This is a genomic window from Chryseobacterium kimseyorum (genome assembly GCF_025971945.1).
Classification (GTDB): domain Bacteria; phylum Bacteroidota; class Bacteroidia; order Flavobacteriales; family Weeksellaceae; genus Chryseobacterium; species Chryseobacterium kimseyorum.
The window spans coordinates 42997-67349 of sequence record NZ_JAPDHW010000009.1 but is presented as its reverse complement, the minus strand read 5'-3'; the positions used below and the strand labels follow the sequence as shown (position 1 = coordinate 67349).

22 protein-coding genes and 1 tRNA gene are annotated in these 24353 nt (G+C 35.9%); 9 read left to right on the top strand and 14 right to left on the bottom strand.

The features are described 5' to 3' along the window. Positions 1-12: 12 nt before the first annotated feature. The 3 genes from OMO38_RS13535 to OMO38_RS13525 all read left to right on the top strand — a co-directional run bounded on the left by OMO38_RS13535 (position 13) and on the right by OMO38_RS13525 (position 2264). Entirely contained in the window at positions 13-768 is a 756-nt protein-coding gene (locus OMO38_RS13535) for a UbiA prenyltransferase family protein (protein WP_264750734.1), read from the top strand. Between the two features lie 3 nt (positions 769-771). Beyond that, positions 772-1875 (top strand): DNA replication/repair protein RecF, encoded by a 1104-nt coding sequence (gene recF, locus OMO38_RS13530; RefSeq protein ID WP_264750733.1) that lies wholly within the window; start codon positions 772-774, stop codon positions 1873-1875. A 92-nt stretch (positions 1876-1967) separates the two neighbouring features. Further along, positions 1968-2264, top strand: coding sequence for a hypothetical protein (locus tag OMO38_RS13525; protein WP_264750732.1), 297 nt, complete (start codon positions 1968-1970; stop codon positions 2262-2264). On the opposite strand, the gene OMO38_RS13520 is transcribed toward OMO38_RS13525, so the two are convergent. Genes OMO38_RS13520 through OMO38_RS13510 form a run of 3 tightly spaced genes read right to left on the bottom strand, consistent with a single transcriptional unit; the run spans position 2242 to position 6019 of the window. Further along, the gene (locus tag OMO38_RS13520) at positions 2242-4275 is read right to left on the bottom strand and encodes a site-specific recombinase (RefSeq protein WP_264750731.1); all 2034 of its coding nucleotides are present in this window, start codon (positions 4273-4275) and stop codon (positions 2242-2244) included. The genes OMO38_RS13525 and OMO38_RS13520 overlap by 23 nt on opposite strands. Positions 4276-4288: 13 nt before the next feature. Then, positions 4289-4933 (bottom strand): monofunctional biosynthetic peptidoglycan transglycosylase, encoded by a 645-nt coding sequence (mtgA, locus tag OMO38_RS13515; protein WP_264750730.1) that lies wholly within the window; start codon positions 4931-4933, stop codon positions 4289-4291. Between the two features lie 39 nt (positions 4934-4972). Next, positions 4973-6019, bottom strand: a complete 1047-nt coding sequence (locus OMO38_RS13510) for an ABC transporter substrate-binding protein (RefSeq protein ID WP_264750729.1) — start codon at positions 6017-6019, stop codon at positions 4973-4975. 47 nt (positions 6020-6066) lie between these two features. Here OMO38_RS13510 and OMO38_RS13505 point away from each other — a divergent pair. Then, positions 6067-6140, top strand: a tRNA-Arg gene (locus tag OMO38_RS13505). 340 nt (positions 6141-6480) lie between these two features. Further along, entirely contained in the window at positions 6481-6636 is a 156-nt protein-coding gene (locus tag OMO38_RS13500; protein WP_264750728.1) for a hypothetical protein, read from the top strand. Here OMO38_RS13500 and OMO38_RS20325 read toward each other — a convergent pair. The 3 genes from OMO38_RS20325 to OMO38_RS13490 all read right to left on the bottom strand — a co-directional run bounded on the left by OMO38_RS20325 (position 6563) and on the right by OMO38_RS13490 (position 7959). Continuing rightward, positions 6563-6808, bottom strand: coding sequence for a PepSY domain-containing protein (locus OMO38_RS20325; protein ID WP_406567328.1), 246 nt, complete (start codon positions 6806-6808; stop codon positions 6563-6565). The genes OMO38_RS13500 and OMO38_RS20325 overlap by 74 nt on opposite strands. 78 nt (positions 6809-6886) lie before the next feature. Further along, on the bottom strand, positions 6887-7150 hold the full coding sequence (locus OMO38_RS13495; protein ID WP_319804250.1) for an SDR family NAD(P)-dependent oxidoreductase: 264 nt from the start codon (positions 7148-7150) through the stop codon (positions 6887-6889). After that, positions 7150-7959 carry an SDR family oxidoreductase gene (locus OMO38_RS13490; RefSeq protein WP_264750727.1) on the bottom strand — a complete coding sequence of 270 codons (810 nt, stop codon included), beginning with the start codon at positions 7957-7959 and terminating at the stop codon, positions 7150-7152. Before OMO38_RS13490 ends, OMO38_RS13495 begins: the two co-directional genes overlap by 1 nt. A gap of 1109 nt (positions 7960-9068) precedes the next feature. Between OMO38_RS13490 and OMO38_RS13485 the strand changes: the two genes are divergently transcribed. The 4 genes from OMO38_RS13485 to ade all read left to right on the top strand — a co-directional run bounded on the left by OMO38_RS13485 (position 9069) and on the right by ade (position 12646). Next, positions 9069-9641 carry a hypothetical protein gene (locus OMO38_RS13485; protein ID WP_264750726.1) on the top strand — a complete coding sequence of 191 codons (573 nt, stop codon included), beginning with the start codon at positions 9069-9071 and terminating at the stop codon, positions 9639-9641. Positions 9642-9728: 87 nt separating this feature from the next. Next, positions 9729-10439, top strand: a complete 711-nt coding sequence (locus tag OMO38_RS13480) for an ABC transporter ATP-binding protein (RefSeq protein ID WP_264750725.1) — start codon at positions 9729-9731, stop codon at positions 10437-10439. Between the two features lie 55 nt (positions 10440-10494). Then, positions 10495-10947: a hypothetical protein gene (locus OMO38_RS13475; RefSeq protein WP_264750724.1), complete on the top strand. Its 453-nt coding sequence runs from the start codon at positions 10495-10497 to the stop codon at positions 10945-10947. Between the two features lie 67 nt (positions 10948-11014). Continuing rightward, positions 11015-12646, top strand: a complete 1632-nt coding sequence (gene ade, locus OMO38_RS13470; RefSeq protein ID WP_264750723.1) for an adenine deaminase — start codon at positions 11015-11017, stop codon at positions 12644-12646. A gap of 32 nt (positions 12647-12678) precedes the next feature. On the opposite strand, the gene OMO38_RS13465 is transcribed toward ade, so the two are convergent. From OMO38_RS13465 to OMO38_RS13430, 8 genes are all read right to left on the bottom strand, one after another. Further along, entirely contained in the window at positions 12679-13470 is a 792-nt protein-coding gene (locus tag OMO38_RS13465) for a patatin-like phospholipase family protein (RefSeq protein ID WP_264750722.1), read from the bottom strand. Between the two features lie 79 nt (positions 13471-13549). Beyond that, positions 13550-15124, bottom strand: a complete 1575-nt coding sequence (locus OMO38_RS13460; protein WP_264750721.1) for a membrane dipeptidase — start codon at positions 15122-15124, stop codon at positions 13550-13552. 92 nt (positions 15125-15216) lie between these two features. Then, positions 15217-15831, bottom strand: a complete 615-nt coding sequence (locus tag OMO38_RS13455) for a PH domain-containing protein (protein ID WP_264750720.1) — start codon at positions 15829-15831, stop codon at positions 15217-15219. 285 nt (positions 15832-16116) lie between these two features. Continuing rightward, positions 16117-17505, bottom strand: a complete 1389-nt coding sequence (lpdA, locus tag OMO38_RS13450) for a dihydrolipoyl dehydrogenase (RefSeq protein ID WP_056082259.1) — start codon at positions 17503-17505, stop codon at positions 16117-16119. 176 nt (positions 17506-17681) lie between these two features. Next, a complete protein-coding gene (locus tag OMO38_RS13445; protein WP_264750719.1) occupies positions 17682-17954 on the bottom strand; it encodes a hypothetical protein in 273 nt (90 codons plus the stop codon). 122 nt (positions 17955-18076) lie between these two features. Continuing rightward, positions 18077-19387 carry a PQQ-dependent sugar dehydrogenase gene (locus OMO38_RS13440; RefSeq protein WP_264750718.1) on the bottom strand — a complete coding sequence of 437 codons (1311 nt, stop codon included), beginning with the start codon at positions 19385-19387 and terminating at the stop codon, positions 18077-18079. A 233-nt stretch (positions 19388-19620) separates the two neighbouring features. Beyond that, positions 19621-22284, bottom strand: a complete 2664-nt coding sequence (locus OMO38_RS13435) for a beta-glucosidase (protein ID WP_264750717.1) — start codon at positions 22282-22284, stop codon at positions 19621-19623. 247 nt (positions 22285-22531) lie between these two features. Beyond that, entirely contained in the window at positions 22532-23974 is a 1443-nt protein-coding gene (locus tag OMO38_RS13430) for an alpha-L-fucosidase (protein WP_264750716.1), read from the bottom strand. Positions 23975-24353: the final 379 nt, after the last annotated feature.

Genomic DNA, 24353 nt, shown 5'->3' with positions numbered 1-24353 from the left:
TATTTTTACTAAATGAATTGCTTAAAAGTACTGAAAAAAACTGTTATAGACAGCCAACTTTACGTATCCTCAATGGGAACTTTTTTTGCAGTATTTTTCATGCTTGAGCAAAACACATTCCGCTTTCCTTCTGTACTTTTGATCTTCATTACCTATTTCAGCGGGTATCTTTATACCAAATATCAAAACACAAAATATTTTTACAGGATTTTTTTTCTGAATGTTATTACGGGTATTATATCTGCCGCATTAATCATCTTTAATCATAATGAAATACGTTTGGTAAAATGGGCTGTCATCGTTGTTTTAGGACTTCTGTACAACAGCTTATTTCTGGAGACATACATCCGAAAAATCCCTTTACTGAAAGTATTTTATGTGGGTTTGGTTTGGGCACTGGTAAATTCCTGGCTGACTTTACCGGAGTTTAATTTCCCGGTATTTTTGATCAGTTTCTTCTTCGTCACGGCACTCGTTCTGCCTTTTGATATTCGGGATATGGAAAGTGATACGGTTCAGACCTTTCCGAAATTAATTGGAGTTCAAAACACCAAATTTCTTGCCTACATTCTTGTTTTTATCTCAACAATTTTATCTGTTTTTTATCTTAAAATTCATTGTGCAGTCAGTTTTTACCTGACCTCAGTTATTACTTTTATTCTTATTTATTTCTCTGAAAGCAAAAGAGATGATGCGTATTATTCATTCGGAGTAGAAACCTGTTCTGTACTTCCTTTTTTATTTTTCATAATAATGGAGTATTTTTGACAAATGATTATCAGGAAACTCACCCTCTACAATTTTAAAAACCATTCTGAAAAAAAGTTTGAGTTTTCTCCGCAAATCAACTGTTTTGTAGGAAATAACGGTGCCGGAAAAACCAATATTCTAGATGCTTTACATTATCTCTCTGTAGGAAAAAGCTTTCTGGGGAATACCGACACCAACAACATTAAACAGGACGAAGATTTCTTTACGATCGACGCTGAAATTCAAAATGATGACAGCGAAGATATCATTAAAATCTCCCAACCCAAAGAGGCCAAAAAAGTCATCAAAAAAAATGACAAAAGCTACGACCGAATGGCAGATCATATCGGTTATCTGCCGAGTGTAATGATCTCTCCGTACGACTCAAATCTTATTTCAGACTCCGGGGAAAGTCGCAGGAAGTTCCTGGATTCTATGATTTCTCAGACGGATTCCGGATATCTTTTTGATTTAATTCAGTATCAAAAAACCATTCAGCAGAGAAATGCTCTGTTGAAATATTTTGCAAAAAACAGAACCTGGGATAAAGATTCATTGGAGATTTATGATGACCCCATCACAAAATCAGGAACTAAAATATTTGAAAAAAGACGGGAGTTTGTTGCCAAATTAAATCCGATTGTTCAGAACTTTTACCAAATAATCTCAGGCGGAAAAGAAACCGTTTCAGTTATCTATGAATCCCATCTATTAGAAGGCTTTGAAGTTGCGCAGCCTGACAAAAAGTTTCGTGATCTTTTAACAGAAAGTTTAGAACGCGACAGAATGCTAACCTATACGTCTAAAGGTATTCACAAAGATGATTTGCTTTTTGAAATGGATGCGGTTCTCATCAAAAAAATCGGTTCACAGGGACAGCAGAAATCATTTTTAATTTCACTAAAACTGGCCCAAATGAGCCTGGTAAAAGAGCTTACTGGGAAAACACCTATTCTTTTATTGGATGATATTTTTGATAAGTTGGATGACACACGTGTTGCGCAATTGATCAATCTGGTGAATCAGGAAAATTTCGGGCAGATTTTTATTACAGATACGCATAGAGAAAGGACGGAAAGTGTGGTGAAGAAAATCAATGAGGAAAGTATTATTTTTGAAATTTAATTTCCATGGATGACACAGAATTGTATAAAAATTTTTAATTTTTAATACGAATCAAAACCCAAATCGATAAATCTTGAACTCAGTATCTCATCATGAAACGAAATAGAAAACGCGAATTTCAATCCTCAGAACTGGTAAAATCTTTTGCCAGAATTCATGGTTTTGAAGATAAATTATTGGCTTTTGAAATTAAAGATTTTTTAGATGAATATCTTGATGAAAGCCTCTTTAATGAAATCAACAGTGTGAATATTGAAGATAAAATTATCGTTATCAAAATTGATTCTCCGCTACTGAAAAATGATTTTCAGATGAGAAAAAGTTTTTATCTAAAAAAGTTTCAGGACAAATTCGGAGAAGATAAATTTACTGATCTTCAGATTTTGTAGGCATGGTATTGTGCACCATGTCATTCGTTTTGTAATCAAAACGTGAACGCAGCGGTATGAAAAACTTCAGCGGATTTCTTAAGAAATATCTAAAAATCTCTTTGTAAATCTCACTCACTTCACCGAAATTCAGTTTTCGGGATCTGAATGCCAAAAACATCGACAAACTGAAACTTACCAAAAAATTGAAGAAACCAATGATGAAAACCGTAAGTAGCGCAATCCAAAACGTATAAGAATCTACATTGAAATCTTTGCCATATAATCCCAGCGCAAAGTTTCCTGCTGCAAAAGTGATGTGACGGATATCGAGATCTAAGCCAAAAAACAAACCTACAGGTGCTGTAGCTCCAAGGAAAACACCAAACCAAAAATTAGAAACTATGCCAGCCCAGTTTTTTGCATAATATTTTGAAAGGCTGTTGGCAAATTTTGCCCCAAAAACTCTTTTTATTGACTGATTTTTTGCAATCCTGTCCGGAATCTGAAAGAAGATTGAGTTATTGCCAATATTTCCAGAAATAATCCCGGAAATAAAGAGATAGAAACCCGCAATACTCGCATGCAGAATCGCTTTTGAATTAAACGGATCTAAATCTTTCAACAGTTTTTCTGATTTTTCAACCGCCAGATTCTGAGAGAAAAACACATCCAAACCATAAATAATTGCCATCGCAACCGGAAATGCAAGTAAAACATTCCCCACAAAAGCGATAAACTGACTTCTGAATAACTTGGAAACCAAATCTGCAAATTCGGTGTTGTTCCGCTGGCCGCTTCCCTGCTCAGAAAGAACTTTAGTCATAGTCGCAGCCGTCATTGCAGGCTGTTTCGTTGCCAATGTGAAACCCATCAGGTAAATCATGACAAATCCCATGGCATAATTTAATGAATACAAAAACGCATGGAAAAAGTCACTTCCCGGCATAAAACCGTAGAGCATTTTCAGAACGCACAATGCACCCACAATAATTCCGCCGCCACTTGCTTTGTAGAACATTTTCATGTACTGCTTACGGTTTGACGTTATATAATGGCTTCCCGTTTCGGCAGTGTGGTTTGTGATCAGATGAGAAATCATTCTCGTACTGTCATTGAAGAGCTCTGAGATATTATTTTTATGAGATTTATAACTTAAAACATTAAACATTAACTGTTTAGATTTAAGAACAATATCATCATTAGAATCAATGACCAGCAACTGTACAATTTCGTAGATTCTCTGCGTCTGCTGACGGATTTTCAGAAGAGACTGATTGATCTTCCCTGAAATCCCGTATTTAGAAGAATTTTTGAAAGCTATATTTACAAAGTCGAGACATTGCTCGGTGTAAATTTTTATCTGCTTGTATCGGCTGTCTTTTGAAGTTAACTGAATCTCAGGATTCAACTTAAATTCATCGGCTAAAGTTTCCAGTTCTTTCTGTAAGGCTAAAAAAGGATTGTCGAAATTCCGGTATTCGGGAGCCATTCTCACGACTTCTACATCTAAGGCCATCCCAGTCACACGCCATGAGAGAATATTCATTGAGAAAATAAGTTCTCTTTTAACCTTAGGTTTCTGAATAAAATTAGTAAGCCCTAAAAGATGAAAAAACTCATCCATTTCATTTTCGGGAAGATTATGAAGAAATTCGAGATCTTTTTTAGGTCTGAAACTGATGTTATCAACCAGATACCAAACCGTTTTTTCGTTCTCTACGGGCGGTAAAACTTTGTTGAGAATTCTTTTTTTAAGTTCGGGAAAAAAGGCATTTTCAGACAATATATTAGCCTCTGTCAAAGATAAATTGAAAGGTCTTCCTTCAAAAATACTGTGAATATAGTACCTGAAATTGTCAGCTAAGTTTGGATTTGCCTTAAAACAATTAAGAACGTCGGTAAAGTCGGCTTTCTTGATGCTCTCTAGAAACTCGGCAAAAGGCTCCAGAGAGAGGGTTTCATTCTTAAAAGAAAAATATTTTTTAAGAACAGCTTCGAAATTATTTGTACTTGAACTGAGAAATTTCATTAGTACAAAGATACTATTTCAAACTTACATTTCTCATTTGTCTCATAATCCACTTGTGTTTCTTTCTTAAATAAGCAGAAGGATTTTTAGGATCATATTTTTTCGGGTTAGGCAAAACGGCTGCAATCCAGGCTGCTTCTGATGTATTGAGATCTTTTGAAGCTTTTGCGAAGTAGTACTGAGAAGCGGCTTCTATGCCAAAAACGCCCTGCCCCATTTCTATTGAATTCAAATATCTTTCAAGAATAATATCTTTAGACCATACTTTTTCGATGATGAAGGTATACATTGCTTCCAGCCCTTTTCTGATCCAGCTTCTTCCCTGCCAGAGAAAAACATTTTTTGCAGTCTGTTGCGATATTGTGCTACCACCTCTTAGTTTTTTCCCCTTTTCATTATTCTTCATCGCTTTTTCAATAGCAGTATAATCAAATCCGTTGTGAGTAAAAAACTTTTGATCTTCAGATGCAATCACAGCTTTTTTTACATTACTACCCATTTCATCGTAGGAAATATAGTCCCTACTAAGCTTTCCGTACTCGAAAAGACCACCAATCTGAGTAATGGTGATGGGAGGATTAAAAAATCTCCCCCAGATAATAAATACTACGTTCAGGACAAGAACGATAAAAATGAATTGTTTTATTTTCTTCCACATAAGCTAAAAACTACTGCAAAAATATAAAATTCCTGAGACCTATTGTAATTCTTTCATGTAAGTCAGTTGATAATCCGGTAAAAGCTCTGGGTGAAGGATCTTTATATAATCTTTCAGGATAAGATCAGCTCTTACCACTCCACTTTCAAAAAAATCGTTTGATTTCTGCTTTTCTTTTGCAGTGATACCATAGATCTTTCCTTTATTAAAAACTTCAAGTTTACCGTAGTACGGATTGATGTTCAGCAGTTCCTGTTTTGAAAGATGATTCCCTGCATTCACCCAGTACTGTGTGTTTTTAGCTTTCGAATAAACTTCTTCAAAACTCATCGTTACTGCTTTTTCTTCAGTATTTCCTTTTAAAATGTAATCTGCATGGGCATCGGCAATATAATTGGCTGTGAAAGTTTTTCCTCCCGGGAGGTACCAGATGTCACCATACATTTCGTTCGCCAAAACTTTGGGTTGTGACTTTGATGTTGATGCCAGCCTTTTCAGATCATTATAATTTTTTGCAATGTCTGAGTATTTCTTTTCTGCAATCTCTTCCTTTCCGAAAAGCTTCCCAAAAAGTTTGAGGTATGCCGTTTTCTCCAATGGCTTCTGCTCCATATATTCATCTAAAAATATGACCTGAATTCCATTATTTTTCAAAAGCTGGTAGGTATTGTCAAAACTTGCGATATAGTTGGTGAAAATAGCATCCGGTTTCAGTGAAATAATTTTTTCAACATCATATTTCTGTTCATTTCCTACGGTCTGTATCTTTCCCTGTGTTATTAAATTATTAACTTTTCCTGAATAAATATATTCCGGACTGGAAACTCCAATCACCGAATTCTCCGCTCCAATCTCAGAAATATACCCAAGTAAACTGGAATTTAACAAAATCACTTTTTTTAAGGGAAGTTGATCAGTTTTAAAATCATATCTAAACTTTCCTGATTCAAAATGAAAATTATTGCCATCTTCTGTAAAATTTAAGTTTGAAGAAAGAGCGACAGCCTGAGCCGGTGAATTTTTTTGTTCTTGTTTACAGGAGATTACCGAAAAAAGGGCGATAAAAAATAAAAATTTCAGTTTCATCTTTCAAAGAAAGCAAAAAAGTCTTATATTTGCAAACCTTTAAACAAGGCCTCGTGGCGCAACTGAATAGCGCATCTGATTACGGCTCAGAAGGTTACAGGTTTGAATCCTGTCGAGGTCACAAATAGCCAAATGGCGCCACTTGAAGACAAGTGGCGCCATTTTTTATTTTTAAGCTACATTAAAATATTAATAGTTTTTATTGTAATAAATTATTCCAGAGCTGGAAATACAAAAATAATACTATTTCTAACTAATGGTTTTTAATTTAATAATTTCTTTTCAGCTAATTGTTCTTAATAGACAATATCATAAATAGCGAAAAAAACAACCATCAATATTCTAATTAATGGAATAGATAGGTTACTGTGAACCTGTGAGTGACAGATCTTCTTAACCAACTGTTATAGTATTTAAAATACATTTGGGAATTTAGCATTTTAGAATCAAATGAAAAAGAATTGCATTTCATCAGCGGGAATGATGTCTATATTGCGGGAACTGGCAGTTTGCCTATTAAAATACTGGAAGATGTTTCAAAAGTTACTTCGGGTTCAGACGATTGCGCAGCGTTGAGCCTTGATGTCTCCGGAGATGATATTTATCTTGCATGGTAGCAAACAGTTTCTGCAGGAGGATCTGAGCCATTATATTGGAAGAATTGGAAAGCCGACAACCTTCATCTTCAAAAACGAAAATAGTTCCTGTAAGACATCCAATCAAAAAGAAAATTCCAAAAGTGAGACCTATGTATAGATGTAATTTTCCGGATATTTTTTTAAGAGACATATGATCTTACAGCTTTATATTTTTAGAATAAATATTATTAAGCTGCAAATATACTTGGTAGAATATAAAAAAATAAGGTCAGTGCTTCTTTTTTACACAAAGATGTAATTTTAAAACAACATCAACGGAATGCATTTCTAAGATTCCGGCGATTGTGCTTTGTATTTGTTCTTTATTCGTAACATCGAGCGATATAACAGTTACATTGTCTAAATATTTTAATACATTTTCCCGCTCATGATTTCGCATAGTCGCGATTACATGCCACCCCTTAGCCTGAAATAATTTAGCGGCAGCTTTGCCTAATCCGGCTGACGCTCCGGTAATAAAAATGGTTTTCATTATGAGTAAAGTTTGCTAATCTGTTCAAATTGTTTCTGCTGACCCAATTCTTGGCGGTCTTTTGCTATTTTTTCTGCGTCCGGACCCACCACGTATCTAAGTTGTGGTTTATTGTCTGTTGCTGCTTCAAATACAACCTTGGCAACATCATCCGCTGAAGAAAAATGAACATCCGTACTGCCATCTTTAAATCCTGCCAGCATTATATTCCACAGGGGAGTATAATTTTTATTCTCAACATAATTTAGTGAGCGACCGGCATAATTGGTATCCATGCCTCCTGGAGCTATTGTTTTCAAACGAATATTAAATTGGTTTACCTCATAATTGACAGCTTCACTCCAACCTTCGAGTGCAAATTTGGTAGCACTGTAAACAGATGCTAATGGATTAGCAGCTATTCCCGCAGCGGAAGTAGTTGTGAGAAGAATTCCTCCCTTGTCATGCTTTCTAAAATAAGAGATAAAGAATTTGGAAACTCTGAAAACTCCTAATAAATTGGTTTCAATTTGGCTATGAATATCATCTTCAGAATATGCCTCAAAGCCACCAACCAATCCAAAACCTGCATTGTTAAAAACCACATCAACTTCAAAACGTTTTAAAACTTCGTCGATTGTTTTTTCGACCTGTTTTTTATCTGTAACATCCATTGCATATAAATAGACATTCTCAAGCTCGTTGAGCTCTTTCTCATTTTCTGGTGTACGCATTGTAGCGATAACGTTCCAGCCTTTAGACTGAAATAACTTAGCTGTTGCTTTGCCCAATCCGGAAGACGCTCCGGTAATAAAAATTGTCTTTGACATAATATTAAGTATTTATTTACTATGCAAAGTTGTGAATACCACAGGTAAGAAATGTAGCTAAAATGGTAAATGAATAAGTCTAAATGAATAAAGCTAATTTTTTTATAATAGTTAACCCAATAAATAATATTTGTTCTGATATTGATAAGATAGATATTCATAAATCCTTAAAATACGACGACGCCCTTTGTTTGGAACAAAAAGGTTTTATCGCAATAACCAATAAATTAACATATTTCATTATAATGTTGCGATAGCAATTACGAAACGGTAGCGGATATTTCCCTTTTCCATTCTACCAAACGCTTTATGAACATTTTTAATATCAATTGGTTCTATCTCAGCATATATTATACTCTGAACAGAAATCCATCATTCTTAACTTCCTACAAAATTATGATATTGCCTACTGCATCCATAAAAAAATGCTTGTCAATCAACTTGTGGATTGATGAGAAGATAACATCATCGAGTATAAATTTTTTCCGAAATCACACCAAGATTTGAATATTTTATTCTTAAGTTAGAAATCCTCAACTTCCGATCATGTAACTATTAAACGATCGGAAGTTGAGGATTGGAAAGACTGATATTTTAATATTAATAATTCCTTTTTTCATCAAATTAAATATCATTGCCAAATTTTACATCGATTATTTTACATCAAAAATTCTTGAAATTCTTGTTAAATCTTCTACCAAATAGTTCGATATTTCTTCGGTTATGGGTACAAGACCGGAACAGCCGATTAAAGACTTACTATTCCTCTGCTGATTATTATTAATTTTTTAAATTAAATTGCGACAGAAAAAAAATTAAAAGAATTTGTTTGATGAAATTGGACATTGTAATTGATTTTTAATTTGACCTAATCGAACCAAATCATCGATAAAAGTGTTTGAAGATACGCTCGTCGAGGTCACTAATTTTGAAACCGCTTTTACGAGCGGTTTTTTTATTGGTGGGAAGATGTTAAAATTATCTCAATCTTAACAGATAAAAAATAAGAGTCAAAAAAAAATTATATTTTTGTCCCAGAAAAAAGTTGTTGTTTATGGTAGATTATTTAATTTAGCATTACCATAGCACATAATATTAAAATCAATCAAATGAGAAAAATAATTCTACTATTCGCCTGCATGTTCAGTATATCTGCATTTTCGCAGATTAAAGTGCTGAAAAATGAGACCTTGGTGGAAATCGGTAAAGAAAATTCTGTAGGCCTGTATAAGAAAGAAAACAGATTTACTTTCAATTACCAAGATATTAACACAAGTAATCTTAATACATTCAGATCTTTTTCCTTTTTAGATGTCAATGGCGACGTAACTGATTTGTACAAACTGATCACTGACGGTTTTATCGACGAGCCTTCAGGAAATGTTACCTTAGAACTTCCTAATGATATTATTGAACTTCATTATGAAAAAAACTACGGTCAGCCAACCGTACAATTTATTCAGTATATCAATAAAAACAAGAAATACGTTGGAAAATCTCAGTTTTTGAATAAAAAACAGATTGACAAAATTTTTGGTATTGGTACGAACAAATCTGCTTTGTATAAAAAAGCTGTACAGAGACCGACGCCGGTTGCAAATGTATCGGCTACACAAAATCATGTTGCTGAAACACCTGCAACACCAAAACCTGCAACACCAAAAAAGAAATCAAGAAGATAATCTTAATTTTTTTTTCACAATACTCAACTCATTCAATGCGAATGAGTTTTTTTATTTTTATTTTTGTAAAAAGATTATCATTAAATTATGTCTCTTCAAGTAATCAATCTCACTAAAAAGTTTGCTGAGCAAACTGCACTCAACAATATTAATATTTCAATTGATAAGAACGAAATCATCGGTCTTCTCGGTCCCAACGGAGCAGGAAAATCTACACTGATGAAATCTATTGTAGGCGCTTTGACAATTGATGAAGGTGAAATTATATTTAATGGTAATAACATTTCGGAGAACGAAATTGACAGTAAGAGAAATATTGGTTTCCTACCGGAAAACAATCCGCTTTACCTCGAAATGTATGTAAAAGAATATCTGCAGTTTGTAGCGAATATTCACAAAATTTCCGACGCGAGAGTGGATGAAGTAATCGAGTTGGTAGGAATCACACCTGAAAAATCAAAAAAAATCGGTCAGCTTTCCAAAGGATATAAGCAGAGAGTCGGTTTGGCTCAGGCGATTATTCACCAGCCTGATCTGTTGATTTTGGATGAGCCAACAAATGGTTTAGATCCCAATCAGATTCTTGAAATCAGAAATGTTGTGAAAGAAATTGGCAGAGAAAAGACTGTTTTACTTTCTACACACATTATGCAGGAAGTTGAAGCACTGTGTTCAAGAGTAATTTTAATTCATAAAGGAAATATTCTTCAGGATTGTGCAATTGATGAATTTAAAGGAAAATTCAACAGTTTGGAAGAGGCTTTTGCTCATTATACTCAGGCAGAAACAATTTCTTAAATTGGCTCTAAATTTGATAACTCTTTGGTGAATAATCTTAAATAACACCAATACAATGATTAAGAAAATTATCCTGAGCGCATGCCTAGTGCCTCTTTTATCTTTTACCAAGACGAAAGATAATTCGGAAATCAGCAATCCAACTGAAAAAATTGCCAACAGCAGAGATAAGAAATTTCAGGAAAGAATTCCGAAGACTGTCATTATTAAAACTAAAAAATTTAAAATAAAGATTGACAAGCAACCCAACGGAAACTATCTGTATCAATCCTGGGGAGCCAATACGAAGATATCTGCCAAGCCAGCGATGATTATCTCTGACGGAGATGTGATTCCTGATGGATCTGGTGGAAATTACTATTTTGAATTTAACAACAATGGAACCCTTTATCAGGTTTGGAGAAATTATTTAACAAACTCGACGAAAAAAGCACCTTATACACTGGTGGTCATCGACAGCAATGGTGAAACCATCGTGAGACAGGATGCGCAGGTGGTCAAAAATTAATTTAAAACAAAATCAAATAATAATTCCTAATTTCACGATTAGGAATTTTTTATTTTAATCATTCAGAATGGAATTTATAGTAAAAGCAAATTTAATCGACATCATTGCAAAGGAAATTTTTCCCGCAGAAGTATCAATTATCAATCAAAAAATTGCATCTATCAAAAGAATTGATGAAAAACTGCACACCTACATTCTGCCCGGATTGATAGACGCCCATGTTCATATTGAAAGCAGCATGCTTGTCCCTTCAGAATTTGCCAGAATTGCTGTGAAACACGGTACGGTAGGAACTATTTCTGATCCACATGAGATTGCCAATGTCCTCGGAGTTGCGGGCGTTGATTATATGATTGAAAATGCCCGACAGGTTCCATTTCATTTCTATTTTGGCGCTCCTTCCTGTGTTCCGGCTACAAATTTTGAAACGGCAGGCGCTGTGATTGATGCGGATGATATTAACCAGTTGTTAAGCAGAAAAGAAATCGTTTACTTAGCTGAAATGATGAATTTTCCGGGTGTCATTTATAACGATGAGGAAGTTTTAAAAAAATTAGAATCTGCAAAAAAACACAATAAACCTATTGACGGTCACGCTCCGGGATTGATGGGAGAAGGCATGAAAACGTATTTCGACGCGGGAATCACTACTGACCACGAATGTTTTGGTCATACCGAAGCTCTTGAAAAACTCAAACATGGCATAAAAATCATGATCAGAGAAGGAAGTGCCGCGAAAAATTTTGACACATTAATTCCTTTACTGAAAGAGTTTCCGGAGCAGATTATGTTTTGCTGCGATGACAAACATCCGGATAATCTGATTGAATCTCATATTAACGATCACGTAAAACGTGCTTTAAAAGCTGGTTATGATTTGTATGATGTACTTCGTGCGGCATCGCTCAATGTAATTCAACATTACAATTTACCGATTGGTTTATTACAGGTTGGTGACAATGCTGATTTTATTGAAATTGATGATCTGGATGATTTTAAAATTTTAAAAACCTACATCAAAGGTGAATTGGTCGCAGAAAACGGACAGTCATTCATTCAGTCGGTTGAAGCTCCAGTTGTCAATAATTTTAACTGCAGTTTAAAACAGCCTTCAGATTTTAAAATTAAAAGTGAAGGTGATTTAATTCGTGTAATAGAAGTACTGGACGGACAGTTGATCACGCATGAACTTCATATAAAATCTCTGGTAAAAGACGGTTTTGCAGAATCAAATATTAAAGAAGATATTCTGAAAATTGCTGTAGTTAACCGTTACAATGATGCTCCTGTCGCCACAGCTTTCATTAAAAATGTAGGCTTAAAAAGTGGTGCCATCGCATCCTGTGTGGCTCACGACTGTCACAATATCGTCGCTGTGGGAACGAATGATGATGATATCTGCAAAGCTGTGAACTCCATCATTAAAGCAAAAGGAGGAATTTCTTTAGCGACAGAACATGAAGAACTCGTATTAGAATTACCGATTGCCGGGATTATGACAGACCTTCCCGCTGAAGAAGTCGCTGAATCATATATTAAATTAGACCGGAGAGCCAAAGAATTGGGAAGCAAACTGAGAGCACCTTACATGAGTTTATCATTCATGGCACTTTTGGTTATCCCTGAACTGAAACTGAGCGATAAAGGTCTGTTTAATGGTAAAAGCTTCGAGTTTACAGATGTTTTCGTGAACGATTAATAATGATAATTGATCTGTAAAATTTTCAATTGTTAATTTTCAATTTTACTTAAAAAATCGCTTTCTACAAAACTGCTTTTGGCAGCTTCGTAACCGATATTGTAAATTTGTTCGAGACGGTCTTTTTTTCTTTCGAAATTTCCATAAGCTGAAAGATCTTTCGGGGAAATCAGCCAGTCGCAGTATTCGAATTTTACTTTTTCGACCCGGTATGAAAACAGATCAAAAGAACGTGCAACGATAGATTTAATCGTTTTCAGATCAGTAATTTTAATATCGTGGGGCGGAGACACGAATACGCCAATCAGTTTATCACAGTCATCTCTGATAATATCTGCCGGAAAATTATTGAGCACTCCCCCATCACAGTACATTTCATCTCCCAAAATGTATGGTGTAGTGATTCCGGGAATTGAGCAGGAAGCAATCATGGCGTCAATGACTTTAAAATCTTTATCAAAAACTTTCTCGGTTCCGGAAACCAGTTCGGTTGCGACAATTCTTACTTCTTTATCTAAATCACCGATTTTCATATCCTGAAAAATTGGTTTCAGATAATTGGCAAATATAATGGAGGAAACCAATCCGGGTTGATTGAATGCAAAATGCTTCCAATTGAAAAAATATACTGACTGGAAGAAATCTAAAATCTCTTCCGGTTTTTTCCCGATTGCGTACAGGCAACCGACAATTGATCCGGCGCTGCAGCATGACAGAATATCAACATCGATATTTTTTTCGCTTAAAAATTTCAAAACTCCTGCATGAGCAATACCTTTTGTACCGCCTCCCGATAAAACCAAGCCTGTCTTTTCAAAATTCATTGAATAAATTTAATGAAAACTCTCTGGAATGGAAGGATAAATCAGCGTGAAAAATTATGTAAGCCTATTTAATTTTGAGTTACATTTGAAATCTCGATTTCACAAAACGGTATCCATTATTATAAAAAAGATCTTCCACAAAAGTATCTACATTCAGTTCGTCTGACCATTTTTCAGAATTATCAAAATCTTTCAGAAAAAATTTTAAATTCATTCGGATGTAACTTTTTACATCTGCCATTCTTCTCACGGTCGGCATATTGATAAACGGATTGATTAAGCCGTCGTAATCTGTTCCGATGGTAATCTGCTTTTGAGCCACAGCAATTGAAATTCCATGGTCTTTACAAACCTGAAAATAGTGTTTGATATGATTCAGAAGGTGATCGTAGAAATATTCATCACGTTGAGGAATACTTGTTTCAGTACATTCTTCAAGCTCATTCATAAAAAGACAGTCATCATCATCAATGGCCTTCCCAATCTCTGAATCGTTTATTCCCAAAACATTCCATTCAGATTTTGAAAAATATTCTTTATCGACAATTCTTTCCATTCCGGTAATTCCAATTGGATCGTCATCGTGTTTGTCTACATAGCCTAAAATTCTTCGGTCTAAAGAAATTCCAATCACGCCACCGTTTTTCACAATCCACACAATTTCTTCATCAAAAAGGTTTATCGTAGAAGCGTTGAAAGTCGGACAACCTGGTCTTTTCGGATTATTTTTTGTGTGCAGTGATTTGGTAATTTCTAAATATAAAGCTCCGGACAGTGGTTTTTTAAGCTGAATATGACCTGCCCAATCCTTAAATGAAACTCCGGTGAATCCGGCATGCGTGCAGACCAATGGCTGAACATTGTTAAACTTTCCTGAATCGATTTCATTCATAATATCTTCTCTTGATTTGTAGCTCATGTGCTTTACATCAACGCAGATTTTACGGTCAAAAATCCCCTGAACGACCTTTCTTCCATCATCTTCAAAACCATTTCCTGATGGGAAAAATACCGTAGAATCGGCAACCTGCATTCCAAATGCCTGATTGCATAAACTCGACTGTTGCAGATGGGTGATATTAATCGAAAGCACTTTCACTTTCTCCTCAACTTGACCTAAATTATTCAGAATATCATCTGGGTCATATTTATTTGTCGCATCACAGAAATTCGGACTGTCAACCAGAGAGTGACACCCTTCAATGGTAAAAAATACATTCACTTTATTCTTAGGAAGAGCGCTTTTAAAACTTTCTTCCGTCAAAATATGAAATGAAGAACTCGCCTCAAGATACTCATTCAACGTCCGCTTCATTAAAAAATCTGAAAACGGTTTGTTGTTATTCTGAACAATATCCTGAAGAAGCTTCTCTGAAAGTTTAAACTGTGACGCTTTTTTGAGAAAACTCCGCAACGGAATGACAGTTTCGGCAACATTTCGTTCTACACTGTATAAAACTGCACCGACTATTACCTCATCATTAAATTCGGCAAGCTGAGACTGATGGGTCTGCGTTTCAATAATACTCGGAAGATCAGAGCAGGCTCTTGGAAGTCCTGCTACATCGGATCGGTAAATAAAAGAATCAATGTTGGGATTGTCGCTGAAAAGCTGTTTCAAAACCGGATGGCAGTGAAAGTCAAAATATTTCATGATCAAGTTTTTTGGTGTAGTCTAAGTTAGAACTTTTTCACAAAAAAACCACAGACAAAAATCTGTGGTTCATTTATATTTTTAAGTCAATCTTAGTTATTAATATACTTCTCAAAAATTTTAGAAAAATCTTTCTGCGTATAACGGTCAAAACTGTTGGTATTCCAGGCGAAAATATATTCGTTAATCGCTTTCAGTTCCTGACTTTTTGATACATTTTCCTGCTTTCCTGAGGCAACACTTCCAATCGCTTTCGAAATACTGTCATTGGAAAAATTTAATAATGAATGATTATGATGAACTTCCTGCTGGATCGCCAAAAGTGCCTTGTACAAATCTTTCAACTGATCAATCTGACCTTTCGCAACGCTGATTAACAAAGGTACATTTCCAACATTGAATGAGATCTCAACATCTAAATCTATTGTTCCAGCAGTTTGCAATGCGATATTTGAAAAAGGGAACTGATAATACTCGTATCTTTTCAAAACTCTTTTTCTGTCCAAAGCACTTGCTCCGTCAATGTGAATCAAAGCCCTGTTGGTAAAACAGTATTCGTCTCTTTTAGATTTAATTAAAAAGAAGATCTTTTCATTATCCTCCGATAAAATATAATCGTCAGAATCTACTTTGTCATAATCCTGAGACGGAATAATTTTTCCGATATCTCCCAATCCTAAAGCTTCGGCAGCTAATTTTTTAAACATAATTTTATTTTAATTTGTAGTTTATTTAGTAAATAAAATTAAGAAAATAACTGAAATAAAATATAACGTAAGAAAAATTTAATGACCATTCATAATTTAAACACAAAGCGCACGAAGTTTTTTTCCTAATAAACCCTTTTTAAGGCTCACAAAGGCGTTAACACTTTACCAGAAACACAGAGATTTTTTTATTAATATATATTGATTAATGTTTAAAGATTATTCAGAAAAACAAAACCACAGACGAATCTGTGGTTTTGAATATTTAAAATAAATGATTTCAAATTAAATGTGAATCACTTCACCATAAGCAGCTGCAGCAGCTTCCATAATCGCTTCAGAAACCGTTGGATGCGGGTGAATAGATTTGATGATTTCGTGACCTGTAGTTTCCAGTTTTCTGGCAACAACAGCTTCGGCAACCATGTCAGTTACTCCTTCACCAATCATGTGACAACCTAACCATTCGCCATATTTAGCATCAAAAATTACTTTGATGAAACCGTCAGTATTTCCGTTGGCAGTGGCTTTTCCGCTTGCAGAAAGAGGGAATTTACCCACTTTGATTTCGTATCCTTTCTCTTTAGCCTGCTTTTCAGTAAGACCAACAGAAGCCACTTCAGGGTGACAGTAAGTACATCCAGGAATATTGCCGTAGTCGATTTTCTCAACGTGCATTCCTTTGATTTTTTCAACACAAGTGATACCTTCAGCAGAAGCAACGTGTGCCAAAGCCTGAGTTGGAATAATATCTCCGATTGCATAGTAACCAGGAACGGAAGTTTCGTACCATTCGTTGACCAAAACTCTTCCTTTATCTGTCTGGATGCCCACTTCTTCAAGACCGATGTTCTCGATGTTTGCAGCGATTCCGACAGCTGATAACAGGATGTCAGCTTCAAGAGTGATATTTCCCTTTTCTGTCTTTACAGTAGCTTTCACACCGTTTCCGCTTGTGTCTACGCTTTCAACAGATGCGTTGGTCATAATTTCGATCCCTGTTTTTTTCAAAGATTTCTCTAAGTGTTTTGAGATTTCCTCATCTTCCACAGGAACGATGTTTGGTAAGAATTCAACAACAGTTACTTTCGTCCCCATTGTGTTATAAAAATCAGCAAACTCAACACCGATAGCTCCAGAACCTACAACAATCATAGATTTTGGCTGCTCAGGAAGAGATAATGCCTGTCTGTATCCGATTACTTTTTTACCGTCTTGTGGAAGGTTTGGCAACTCTCTTGAACGTGCTCCTGTAGCCAAAATAATGTTGGTTCCGGTATATTCAGTTACTTTTCCGTCTTTATCGGTAACAGAAACTTTTTTACCTTTCTGTACTTTTGCAGTACCAAGAATTACGTCGATTTTGTTCTTTTTCATTAAGAACTCAATCCCTTTGCTCATTTTAGAGGCAACACCACGGCTTCTCTGGATTACATTAGGAAACTCAAAACTCGCTTCCACTTTGTTTAAACCATAATCTTCAGCGTGATTGATGTAATGAAAAACCTGAGCCGATTTCAATAAAGCTTTTGTAGGAATACATCCCCAGTTAAGGCAGATTCCTCCTAAATTTTCTTTCTCGATAATTGCAGTTTTAAAACCCAACTGTGCTGCTCTGATTGCTGTAACATATCCACCAGGACCACTACCGATGACAATAATATCGTAATTCATTAGCTTAAAATTTTTATGCGAATTTAAGGAAAAATATTGGATTTGTATGTCTAAACAGATGGATATGACCATGCTTTGGAAAAAGTCATATGATTTTTATTATAAAGCAAAAAAGAGAACACTTTCGCATTCTCTTTTTTATATTTTTAATTCGTTTAAATGATTAATCCCGAAGATTATCTCGCCGCTCTCAGCAGTTTCTTCTCATTCTGATATCTCAGGTTTAAAGCTCGCAGCTGTTCATTTTTCATTTTCTTAGTAGCCACCGGATGATTCATAATCATTTTCTTTTCTGTTCGGTACCGTTTATCCAGCTCGCTCGCTTTGCTGTTTGTCAATTGAGTTTTTGACGGATGTGGCGGCGCAGGCGGTCTTGGCGGACGTTTCTGACCATAAGCATTCAACGATAATCCTACTAAAAGAATGGTTGATATCAATAACTTTTTCATGACGTTTAACTTTTATCATTAAAATTGTACAATTTCAATGGGTTATAAGCTGAATCTTACATATTTCATACCACAAAATTTGAAGTAAATTTTTTAAATGAAATTGGGATTGACACAAAATTTTATTTTTTAGAATGTGCCACTCTCCACACAATTCCGCTGACATCATCAGCAACCAAAAGAGATCCGTCAGCGATTTGCAAAACACCTACAGGTCTTCCGTACACGTCACCTTTCTCTTCATTCGCTATAAATCCGGTTAAAAATGGCTGATACGGTCCTGAAGCTTTTCCATTGGCAAAAGGCACAAAAGCTACCTGATAACCCACTAAAGATGAGCGGTTCCACGATCCATGCTGTCCTATAAATGCTCCGTTTTTATATTTTTCAGGAAACTGATTTCCCGTGTAGAAAGTTAGTCCTAAAGATGCAGTGTGGGACCCTAAAGGAACATCCGGAACAATGGTTTTTGCAACCAAATCAGGCTTCTCACCTTTTCTTCTTGGGTCTTCATTTTTTCCGAAGTAAGCATATGGCCAGCCGTAAAACTGATCTTTTTTCACACTGGTCAGATAATCCGGAACAAGCTCGTCACCCAATTCATCTCTTTCATTCACAACCGTCCAAAGCTCTCCGGTTGAAGGATTCCAGCTCATTCCGACAGGATTCCGAAGGCCGGCTCCGTAGATTTTTTCTCCGCTTCCGTCAGGATTGACTTCCAAAATATTGGCTCTTCTCACTTCATATTCCATTCCGTTTTCACCGACGTTACTTCCGGAACCAACGGAAATATAGATTTTAGACTGATCTTTATTGGCAATTAAATTTCTCGTCCAGTGATTGTTGTAACCTCCGGCCGGTAAATCAACGATTTTCTTTCCGGCCTGGGTAATTTTCGTATCGCCTTCTTTATATGGATAAACCCAAAGCCCATCGGTGTTGGCAACATAAAATTTATCTTTAATAATCAGCATTCCATACGGCTGATTCAGATTATCCAGAAAAACAGAAGATGATTCTGCAACTCCGTCTTTGTTGGTATCTCTGTATAAAATAATACGGTTGGCTGATTTTCCTCCGACTTCAGCATCGCTTTTCCCGCTGATATCATTTTTAATTTTTTCGGTTTTTGTTCTTTCAGAATTGGAAAGGACGACAAAAATATCGCCGTTTGCAGCCTGAATCATGTTTCTCGGACTTTTAATATTTTCCGCAAAACGGGTAACTGTAAATCCTTCAGGAGCTGTCGGAGCCTTTCCCGCAGGCCATCCGATGACGTTACTGAATTTATTTTTGGCACCTTTCTCGTCGGGTGCAGGAAGTTTTATAGTATCTGTTTTGGTAACGACTTCGGTTTCTGAAGTATTCTGATTTTTATTTTCTTTACAGCTGAAGAACAGCACTGCGACTGCCGGTAGAAGATATTTTTTCATAAAATAATGATGTGATGTGTTAAATATTTTGCCTCAAAAATTGCAAAAACCGTTCCCTAAAAAGAAAACGGTTGCAAAATGATGGATTAGATTTCTATATAATTTTTTATTTAACGCAAAGTCAGACAAGAATTTTAAATATAGGTCGTTATTAAGTTATACAAAGGCATAAACTTAATCAGAAAATACTATTTTTTATCATTACAGCTACTCTTCAGATTTAATCCAAAACATTATTCAACCTCAATATTTTGCTTTAAAGGAAGATTTTTTGATGAATTTCCGACCATAATTCTATACGCTCCCTTTTCCACAATCCAGTTCATTTTTTCATCTAAAAACTGCAACTCTTTTACCGGAATTTCAATTGAAATTTCTTTGGATTCACCGGATTTCAGATACACTTTCTGAAAACCCTTCAGTTCCAAAACAGGTCTTGAAACAGAAGCCAACAAATCTTTTATATAAAGCTGAACCACCTCACTTCCTGCTTTTGAACCTGTGTTTTTAACTTTGACCTTTGCAATGACCGTCTCGTTTTCTTTAAATTTTAATTTATTTAAATGCAAATCAGAAATTTCGAAAGTCGTATAACTTAAACCAAAACCAAACGGATACAATGGCTCACCGCTCAAATCGTGGTAATCATTTCCGCGACCCGTCGGATGATGATTGTACGTCAAAGGTAACTGACCCTCTTCAACGGGAAAGGTGATGGGTAATTTTCCTGAAGGATTTTCTGTTCCGAAAAGCACTTTTGCCACAGCATTTCCGCCTTCTTCGCCGGGATACCAGACATCCAGAATGGCTCCGACTTTATCCTTCCAGCCTGTAGTTTTTATGGCAGAACCACCCACCAAAACTACGGTTGTCGGTTTATTTAATTTGGAAACTTCATTAATAAATCCTTCCTGATTTCCCGGCAGACTCAGTGAAGAACGATCCTGAAATTCACCTTCATGAATTCCGGCTGTCACAATGATGTAATCTGAATTTTGAGCAAGTTTTAAAGCCTCATCAAAATCTTTTTGATAATCTTTTAAACCATAATTCCAGACCAATTCGATGTTGGCCTCACCTCTGTTTTCATGGAATTCAATGCTAATATCATATTTCTGAGCTTTAATTAAATCAATATCAATGGTTTTGGTTGAATAACTCAGCTTTTCCCAATTGTCGATAACCATTTTTCCATTTAAATACAGTCTGAAACCATCATTCCCACGCAATCCCAACTGGTATTTTCCGGAATCTGGAGCTTCCAGTTTTCCTGTCCAGCGAACGCTGTAACTGTCCGGCTGCAGCTTTTCAGGATTTGGAGAATATAAAGTCCATTTGAAATTGATCTGTTCGTCCTGCTTTTCAAATTCCGGATTTCCTTTTAAATCAGGATTGGAAAAGTAAAAACCTTTCAAACCTTTTTGATTTTCTGAAGATAAAAATTCAGCGGGAACGGTTGCAAAATTCTTTAAATTCCAGTCAATTCCTTTTGAATAGGTGATCTCAACATTTTTATTTTTAACGAAATTTTTAATGCCATCCAAAATACTCACCTTTTTATTTCCGGGTCCGGAATAACCGCCCAGTCTCGCATCCACAGCGTCAGTTCCGACAATTAAAATCTTTTTTACCTTTTCTGAAATCGGAAGCGTCTGATGATTGTTCTGAAGCAAAACAAAAGATTCGACCGCTGTTTTTTCTGCTAAAGGTTTGTGATTGATCTTCTTTAATTCATCAATACTTTTTTGAGAAACATAAGGATTTTCAAAAAGACCGAGTTCAAACTTTGCTCTTAAAACTCTTGCCACTGCATCATCAATTCTTTCCTTTGAAATTCTGCCATCCAAAAACGGCGGCATAAACAGTTTATAATGCTGATATTCTGTCTGGAAAATCACGTCAAGTCCTGCATTGATCGCCTGTGCAGAAGCATCGTCGTAATCTTTTGCCGTAAAGTGCAGAACGTTGGCACCACCCACCGCACTTGCGTCGCTGATGACAAATCCTTTAAAATCCCATTCTTTTTTTAATTTTTCAGTCAGCAACCAGTGATTTGCTGTTGAAGGTCTACCATCCAACAGATTATAGGAAGTCATCACCGAACGGCTTCTTCCCTGTTGAAACGCTTTATGAAACGGAACCAAATGCGTTTCCTCCAAATATCTTTTGCTCCAGTGAATCGGATAGGAATCTCTTCCGCCCTCGCCGACATTGGCTAAAAAATGTTTCGGAGTGGTAATAATTCCCATATTTTCAAATGAACTGACGAAATTAACGCCCATTACAGAAGTCAGAAACGGATCTTCACCGTATGTTTCCTCCGTCCTTCCCCATCGTACATCATTCGCAAGATTCACCACGGGAGTCAGGATCTGACGGATTCCCCGCAGTTTTGATTCTTTTGCAATCGCCGTGGAAACTTCTTTCATCATATCAGGATTGAAGGTCGCCGACAAACCGATTGCCTGTGGAAAAGCAGTAGCTCCTTCCCGCATCAGTCCGTGTAAGGCCTCATCAAAAGGGATAATTGGAATTCCTAGTCGGGATTCTTCAACGAAATATTTTTGAATGGTGTTGATCTTGTTTGCCAGTCTTTCTTCATCTTCGTTTGCATTGTATTTCAGCAACTGTCCGGCAGCTCCACCGCCCTGATTTCCTGCACTCACCTGCAATCCGAAAATTCCATGAGAATACTGACCTTTCGGAACGTTGTCCAAATCACCGGGAATCATGAAGCACTGCCAGAATTTTTCTTCCGGGGTCATGCGTTTCAGTAAATCCTGAACTCTTGTTTCTACCGGTTGTTTTGAATCTTTGTACAGCGGTTTTTGAGCTGAAATAAATGTTGTGCTCAAAAATGAGAATACTATAATTTTAAATCGAAGTTTAAAATGCATTGCTAATTTTATTTTTAATGATTGTTCTTTTGTCTTGAAACAAAAGAAACAAAAATTCAAGACTTGGAACTCTCCGCTAAAATTTTGAAAAACTTCCTAAAATTTCCAAAACTCGGGCGGGAAAAATATTTTTCATTTTTAGATTAATCTGTGCCGCCACTCAAACAGTGGAAATTTCTTAACGGAATTTTTTCAAAATTTCTTAACGCTACGATTTCCTATGTCATTTTAAAGCAGTTAGAATCAACTATTTCGTTATTTGAATTACGGTTGAATATTTCAGTTGAGTTTTTTCTTTAGGTAAAGTAACTTCAATTGAATTACCTGATTTTTTCCATTGAATTTTATTTTTTAAACCTAAAACTTTTAGTGATTTTGGTTTAAAATGATCAGGAATTATAAAGTTTAAAGTTGATGGTGACTGATAGTTTACGTTATCATCCAGATGAAAAACATTCAGCGTTTTACCGTCTTTGCTTTGGGTATAATAAAAATTACCATTGTGGTAGGGTGTCACTGCTCTGGTCGCAAAAACCGCCGATTGATTGTGATCCATCCAACCTGAGATTTCTTTTAATCTTTCATAAACGATGGCATCGTAATCGCCATTCGGTCCGGGAGCGATGTTCATCAGATAATTTCCGCCCCGGGAAATGATTTTCACCAAAGTTTCAATAATTTTTTGAGACGATTTGTAATTGTCATTTGGAACGTAGGAAAAAGAATCACCCATCGTGATGCAGCTTTCCCACGGAATGGAAAGTGCTTTTTCAGGAACTGCCTGTTCGGGCGTTACATAATTTTCCCACTTTCCGGGAACCGTGCGGTCTACGACTATAATTCCGGGTTGATTTTTTCGCGCTATCGTTCCGATTTTGTCCATGTCAATGTCCTGTTCGACCTTGATGGTTCTTTGCCATTCCACATTTTGGTCGATGGTGTGAAACGGACGAACCCAGCCTCCATCGAGCCAGAGAATATCTATTTTACCGTAATTGGAAGTGATTTCGTTGAGTTGGTTGAAAGTGAAATTTTTAAAACTGTTCCATCTTTCAGGATATTTTTTCGGATCATAATTTACATTCCGGTCTTTCGGTGGAAAATACGGCCACCAATAATCATCAGAATGCCAATCTGGTTTTGAAAAATAGGCTCCGATTTTAAAGCCATCTTTTCTGAATGTACTGAAGATTTCCTCCGTCACATCCGCCTTAGGATTTTTGGAAAAAGGTGTATTTGAAGACGTTATTTTATAATCAGATTCTTTAGTATCAAACATCGCAAAACCATCGTGGTGCTTGGTCGTAAAAACGACATATTTCATACCTGCCTTTTTCGCCGCATCTGCCCATTTTTGTGGATTAAACTGAGTGGGATTGAATGTTTTCTGCAGATTTTCGTAATTTTCTACGTATTCATTGTACGATTTTCCATGTTCAGGTTTTCTCTGGGTCCACGATTCGTCTTCCGGACAAAGGCTCCAGCTTTCCACAATTCCCCATTGACTGTAGGTTCCCCAGTGCATGAAGAGCCCAAATTTTAAATCCTGCCAGTTTTCAAGATTCTGAATAACAAGTGGATCTGTAGGTTTTTGGTAACCGTCTGAAACGTTGTGTGTCTGTGATAAAAAGGTGGATGAAAGTAATAAGGATGAGAGAAAGAGCGTTTTCGTTTTTGGCTTGGTGAACATGAAGTTTAGTTTTTGCTAAAATAATATTTAACCGGAAATTTTCTACCACAAAAGAGACAAAAGTTTTTTGACACATAGTCACATTAGTTTTAAGTTTAATGGATTGAGAATATTTAGAGCACATAAGATTGAAAATCTGAGATTTTCTGTGAGAGTGCAAACCAGGCAGAAAATCAGGACAGAGAATATCTAAAAATTAACCACAAAAGAGACAAAAGTTTTTTGACACATAGTCACATTAGTTTAAGTTTGAATGATTGAGCATATTTAGAGCACATAAGATTGAAAATCTGAGATTTTCTGTGAGAGTGCAAACCAGGCAGAAAATCAGGACAGAGAATATCTAAAAATTAACACAAAAGTTTTTTGACACATGAGT

Coding starts and splice junctions, on each gene's coding strand:
- OMO38_RS13535 (WP_264750734.1), top strand. CDS start 13: ATGAATTGCTTAAAAGTACTGAAAAAAACTGTTATAGACAGCCAACTT.
- recF (WP_264750733.1), top strand. CDS start 772: ATGATTATCAGGAAACTCACCCTCTACAATTTTAAAAACCATTCTGAA.
- OMO38_RS13525 (WP_264750732.1), top strand. CDS start 1,968: ATGAAACGAAATAGAAAACGCGAATTTCAATCCTCAGAACTGGTAAAA.
- OMO38_RS13520 (WP_264750731.1), bottom strand. CDS start 4,275: ATGAAATTTCTCAGTTCAAGTACAAATAATTTCGAAGCTGTTCTTAAA.
- mtgA (WP_264750730.1), bottom strand. CDS start 4,933: ATGTGGAAGAAAATAAAACAATTCATTTTTATCGTTCTTGTCCTGAAC.
- OMO38_RS13510 (WP_264750729.1), bottom strand. CDS start 6,019: ATGAAACTGAAATTTTTATTTTTTATCGCCCTTTTTTCGGTAATCTCC.
- OMO38_RS20325 (WP_406567328.1), bottom strand. CDS start 6,808: ATGTCTCTTAAAAAAATATCCGGAAAATTACATCTATACATAGGTCTC.
- OMO38_RS13495 (WP_319804250.1), bottom strand. CDS start 7,150: ATGAAAACCATTTTTATTACCGGAGCGTCAGCCGGATTAGGCAAAGCT.
- OMO38_RS13490 (WP_264750727.1), bottom strand. CDS start 7,959: ATGTCAAAGACAATTTTTATTACCGGAGCGTCTTCCGGATTGGGCAAA.
- OMO38_RS13485 (WP_264750726.1), top strand. CDS start 9,069: ATGAGAAAAATAATTCTACTATTCGCCTGCATGTTCAGTATATCTGCA.
- OMO38_RS13480 (WP_264750725.1), top strand. CDS start 9,729: ATGTCTCTTCAAGTAATCAATCTCACTAAAAAGTTTGCTGAGCAAACT.
- OMO38_RS13475 (WP_264750724.1), top strand. CDS start 10,495: ATGATTAAGAAAATTATCCTGAGCGCATGCCTAGTGCCTCTTTTATCT.
- ade (WP_264750723.1), top strand. CDS start 11,015: ATGGAATTTATAGTAAAAGCAAATTTAATCGACATCATTGCAAAGGAA.
- OMO38_RS13465 (WP_264750722.1), bottom strand. CDS start 13,470: ATGAATTTTGAAAAGACAGGCTTGGTTTTATCGGGAGGCGGTACAAAA.
- OMO38_RS13460 (WP_264750721.1), bottom strand. CDS start 15,124: ATGAAATATTTTGACTTTCACTGCCATCCGGTTTTGAAACAGCTTTTC.
- OMO38_RS13455 (WP_264750720.1), bottom strand. CDS start 15,831: ATGTTTAAAAAATTAGCTGCCGAAGCTTTAGGATTGGGAGATATCGGA.
- lpdA (WP_056082259.1), bottom strand. CDS start 17,505: ATGAATTACGATATTATTGTCATCGGTAGTGGTCCTGGTGGATATGTT.
- OMO38_RS13445 (WP_264750719.1), bottom strand. CDS start 17,954: ATGAAAAAGTTATTGATATCAACCATTCTTTTAGTAGGATTATCGTTG.
- OMO38_RS13440 (WP_264750718.1), bottom strand. CDS start 19,387: ATGAAAAAATATCTTCTACCGGCAGTCGCAGTGCTGTTCTTCAGCTGT.
- OMO38_RS13435 (WP_264750717.1), bottom strand. CDS start 22,284: ATGCATTTTAAACTTCGATTTAAAATTATAGTATTCTCATTTTTGAGC.
- OMO38_RS13430 (WP_264750716.1), bottom strand. CDS start 23,974: ATGTTCACCAAGCCAAAAACGAAAACGCTCTTTCTCTCATCCTTATTA.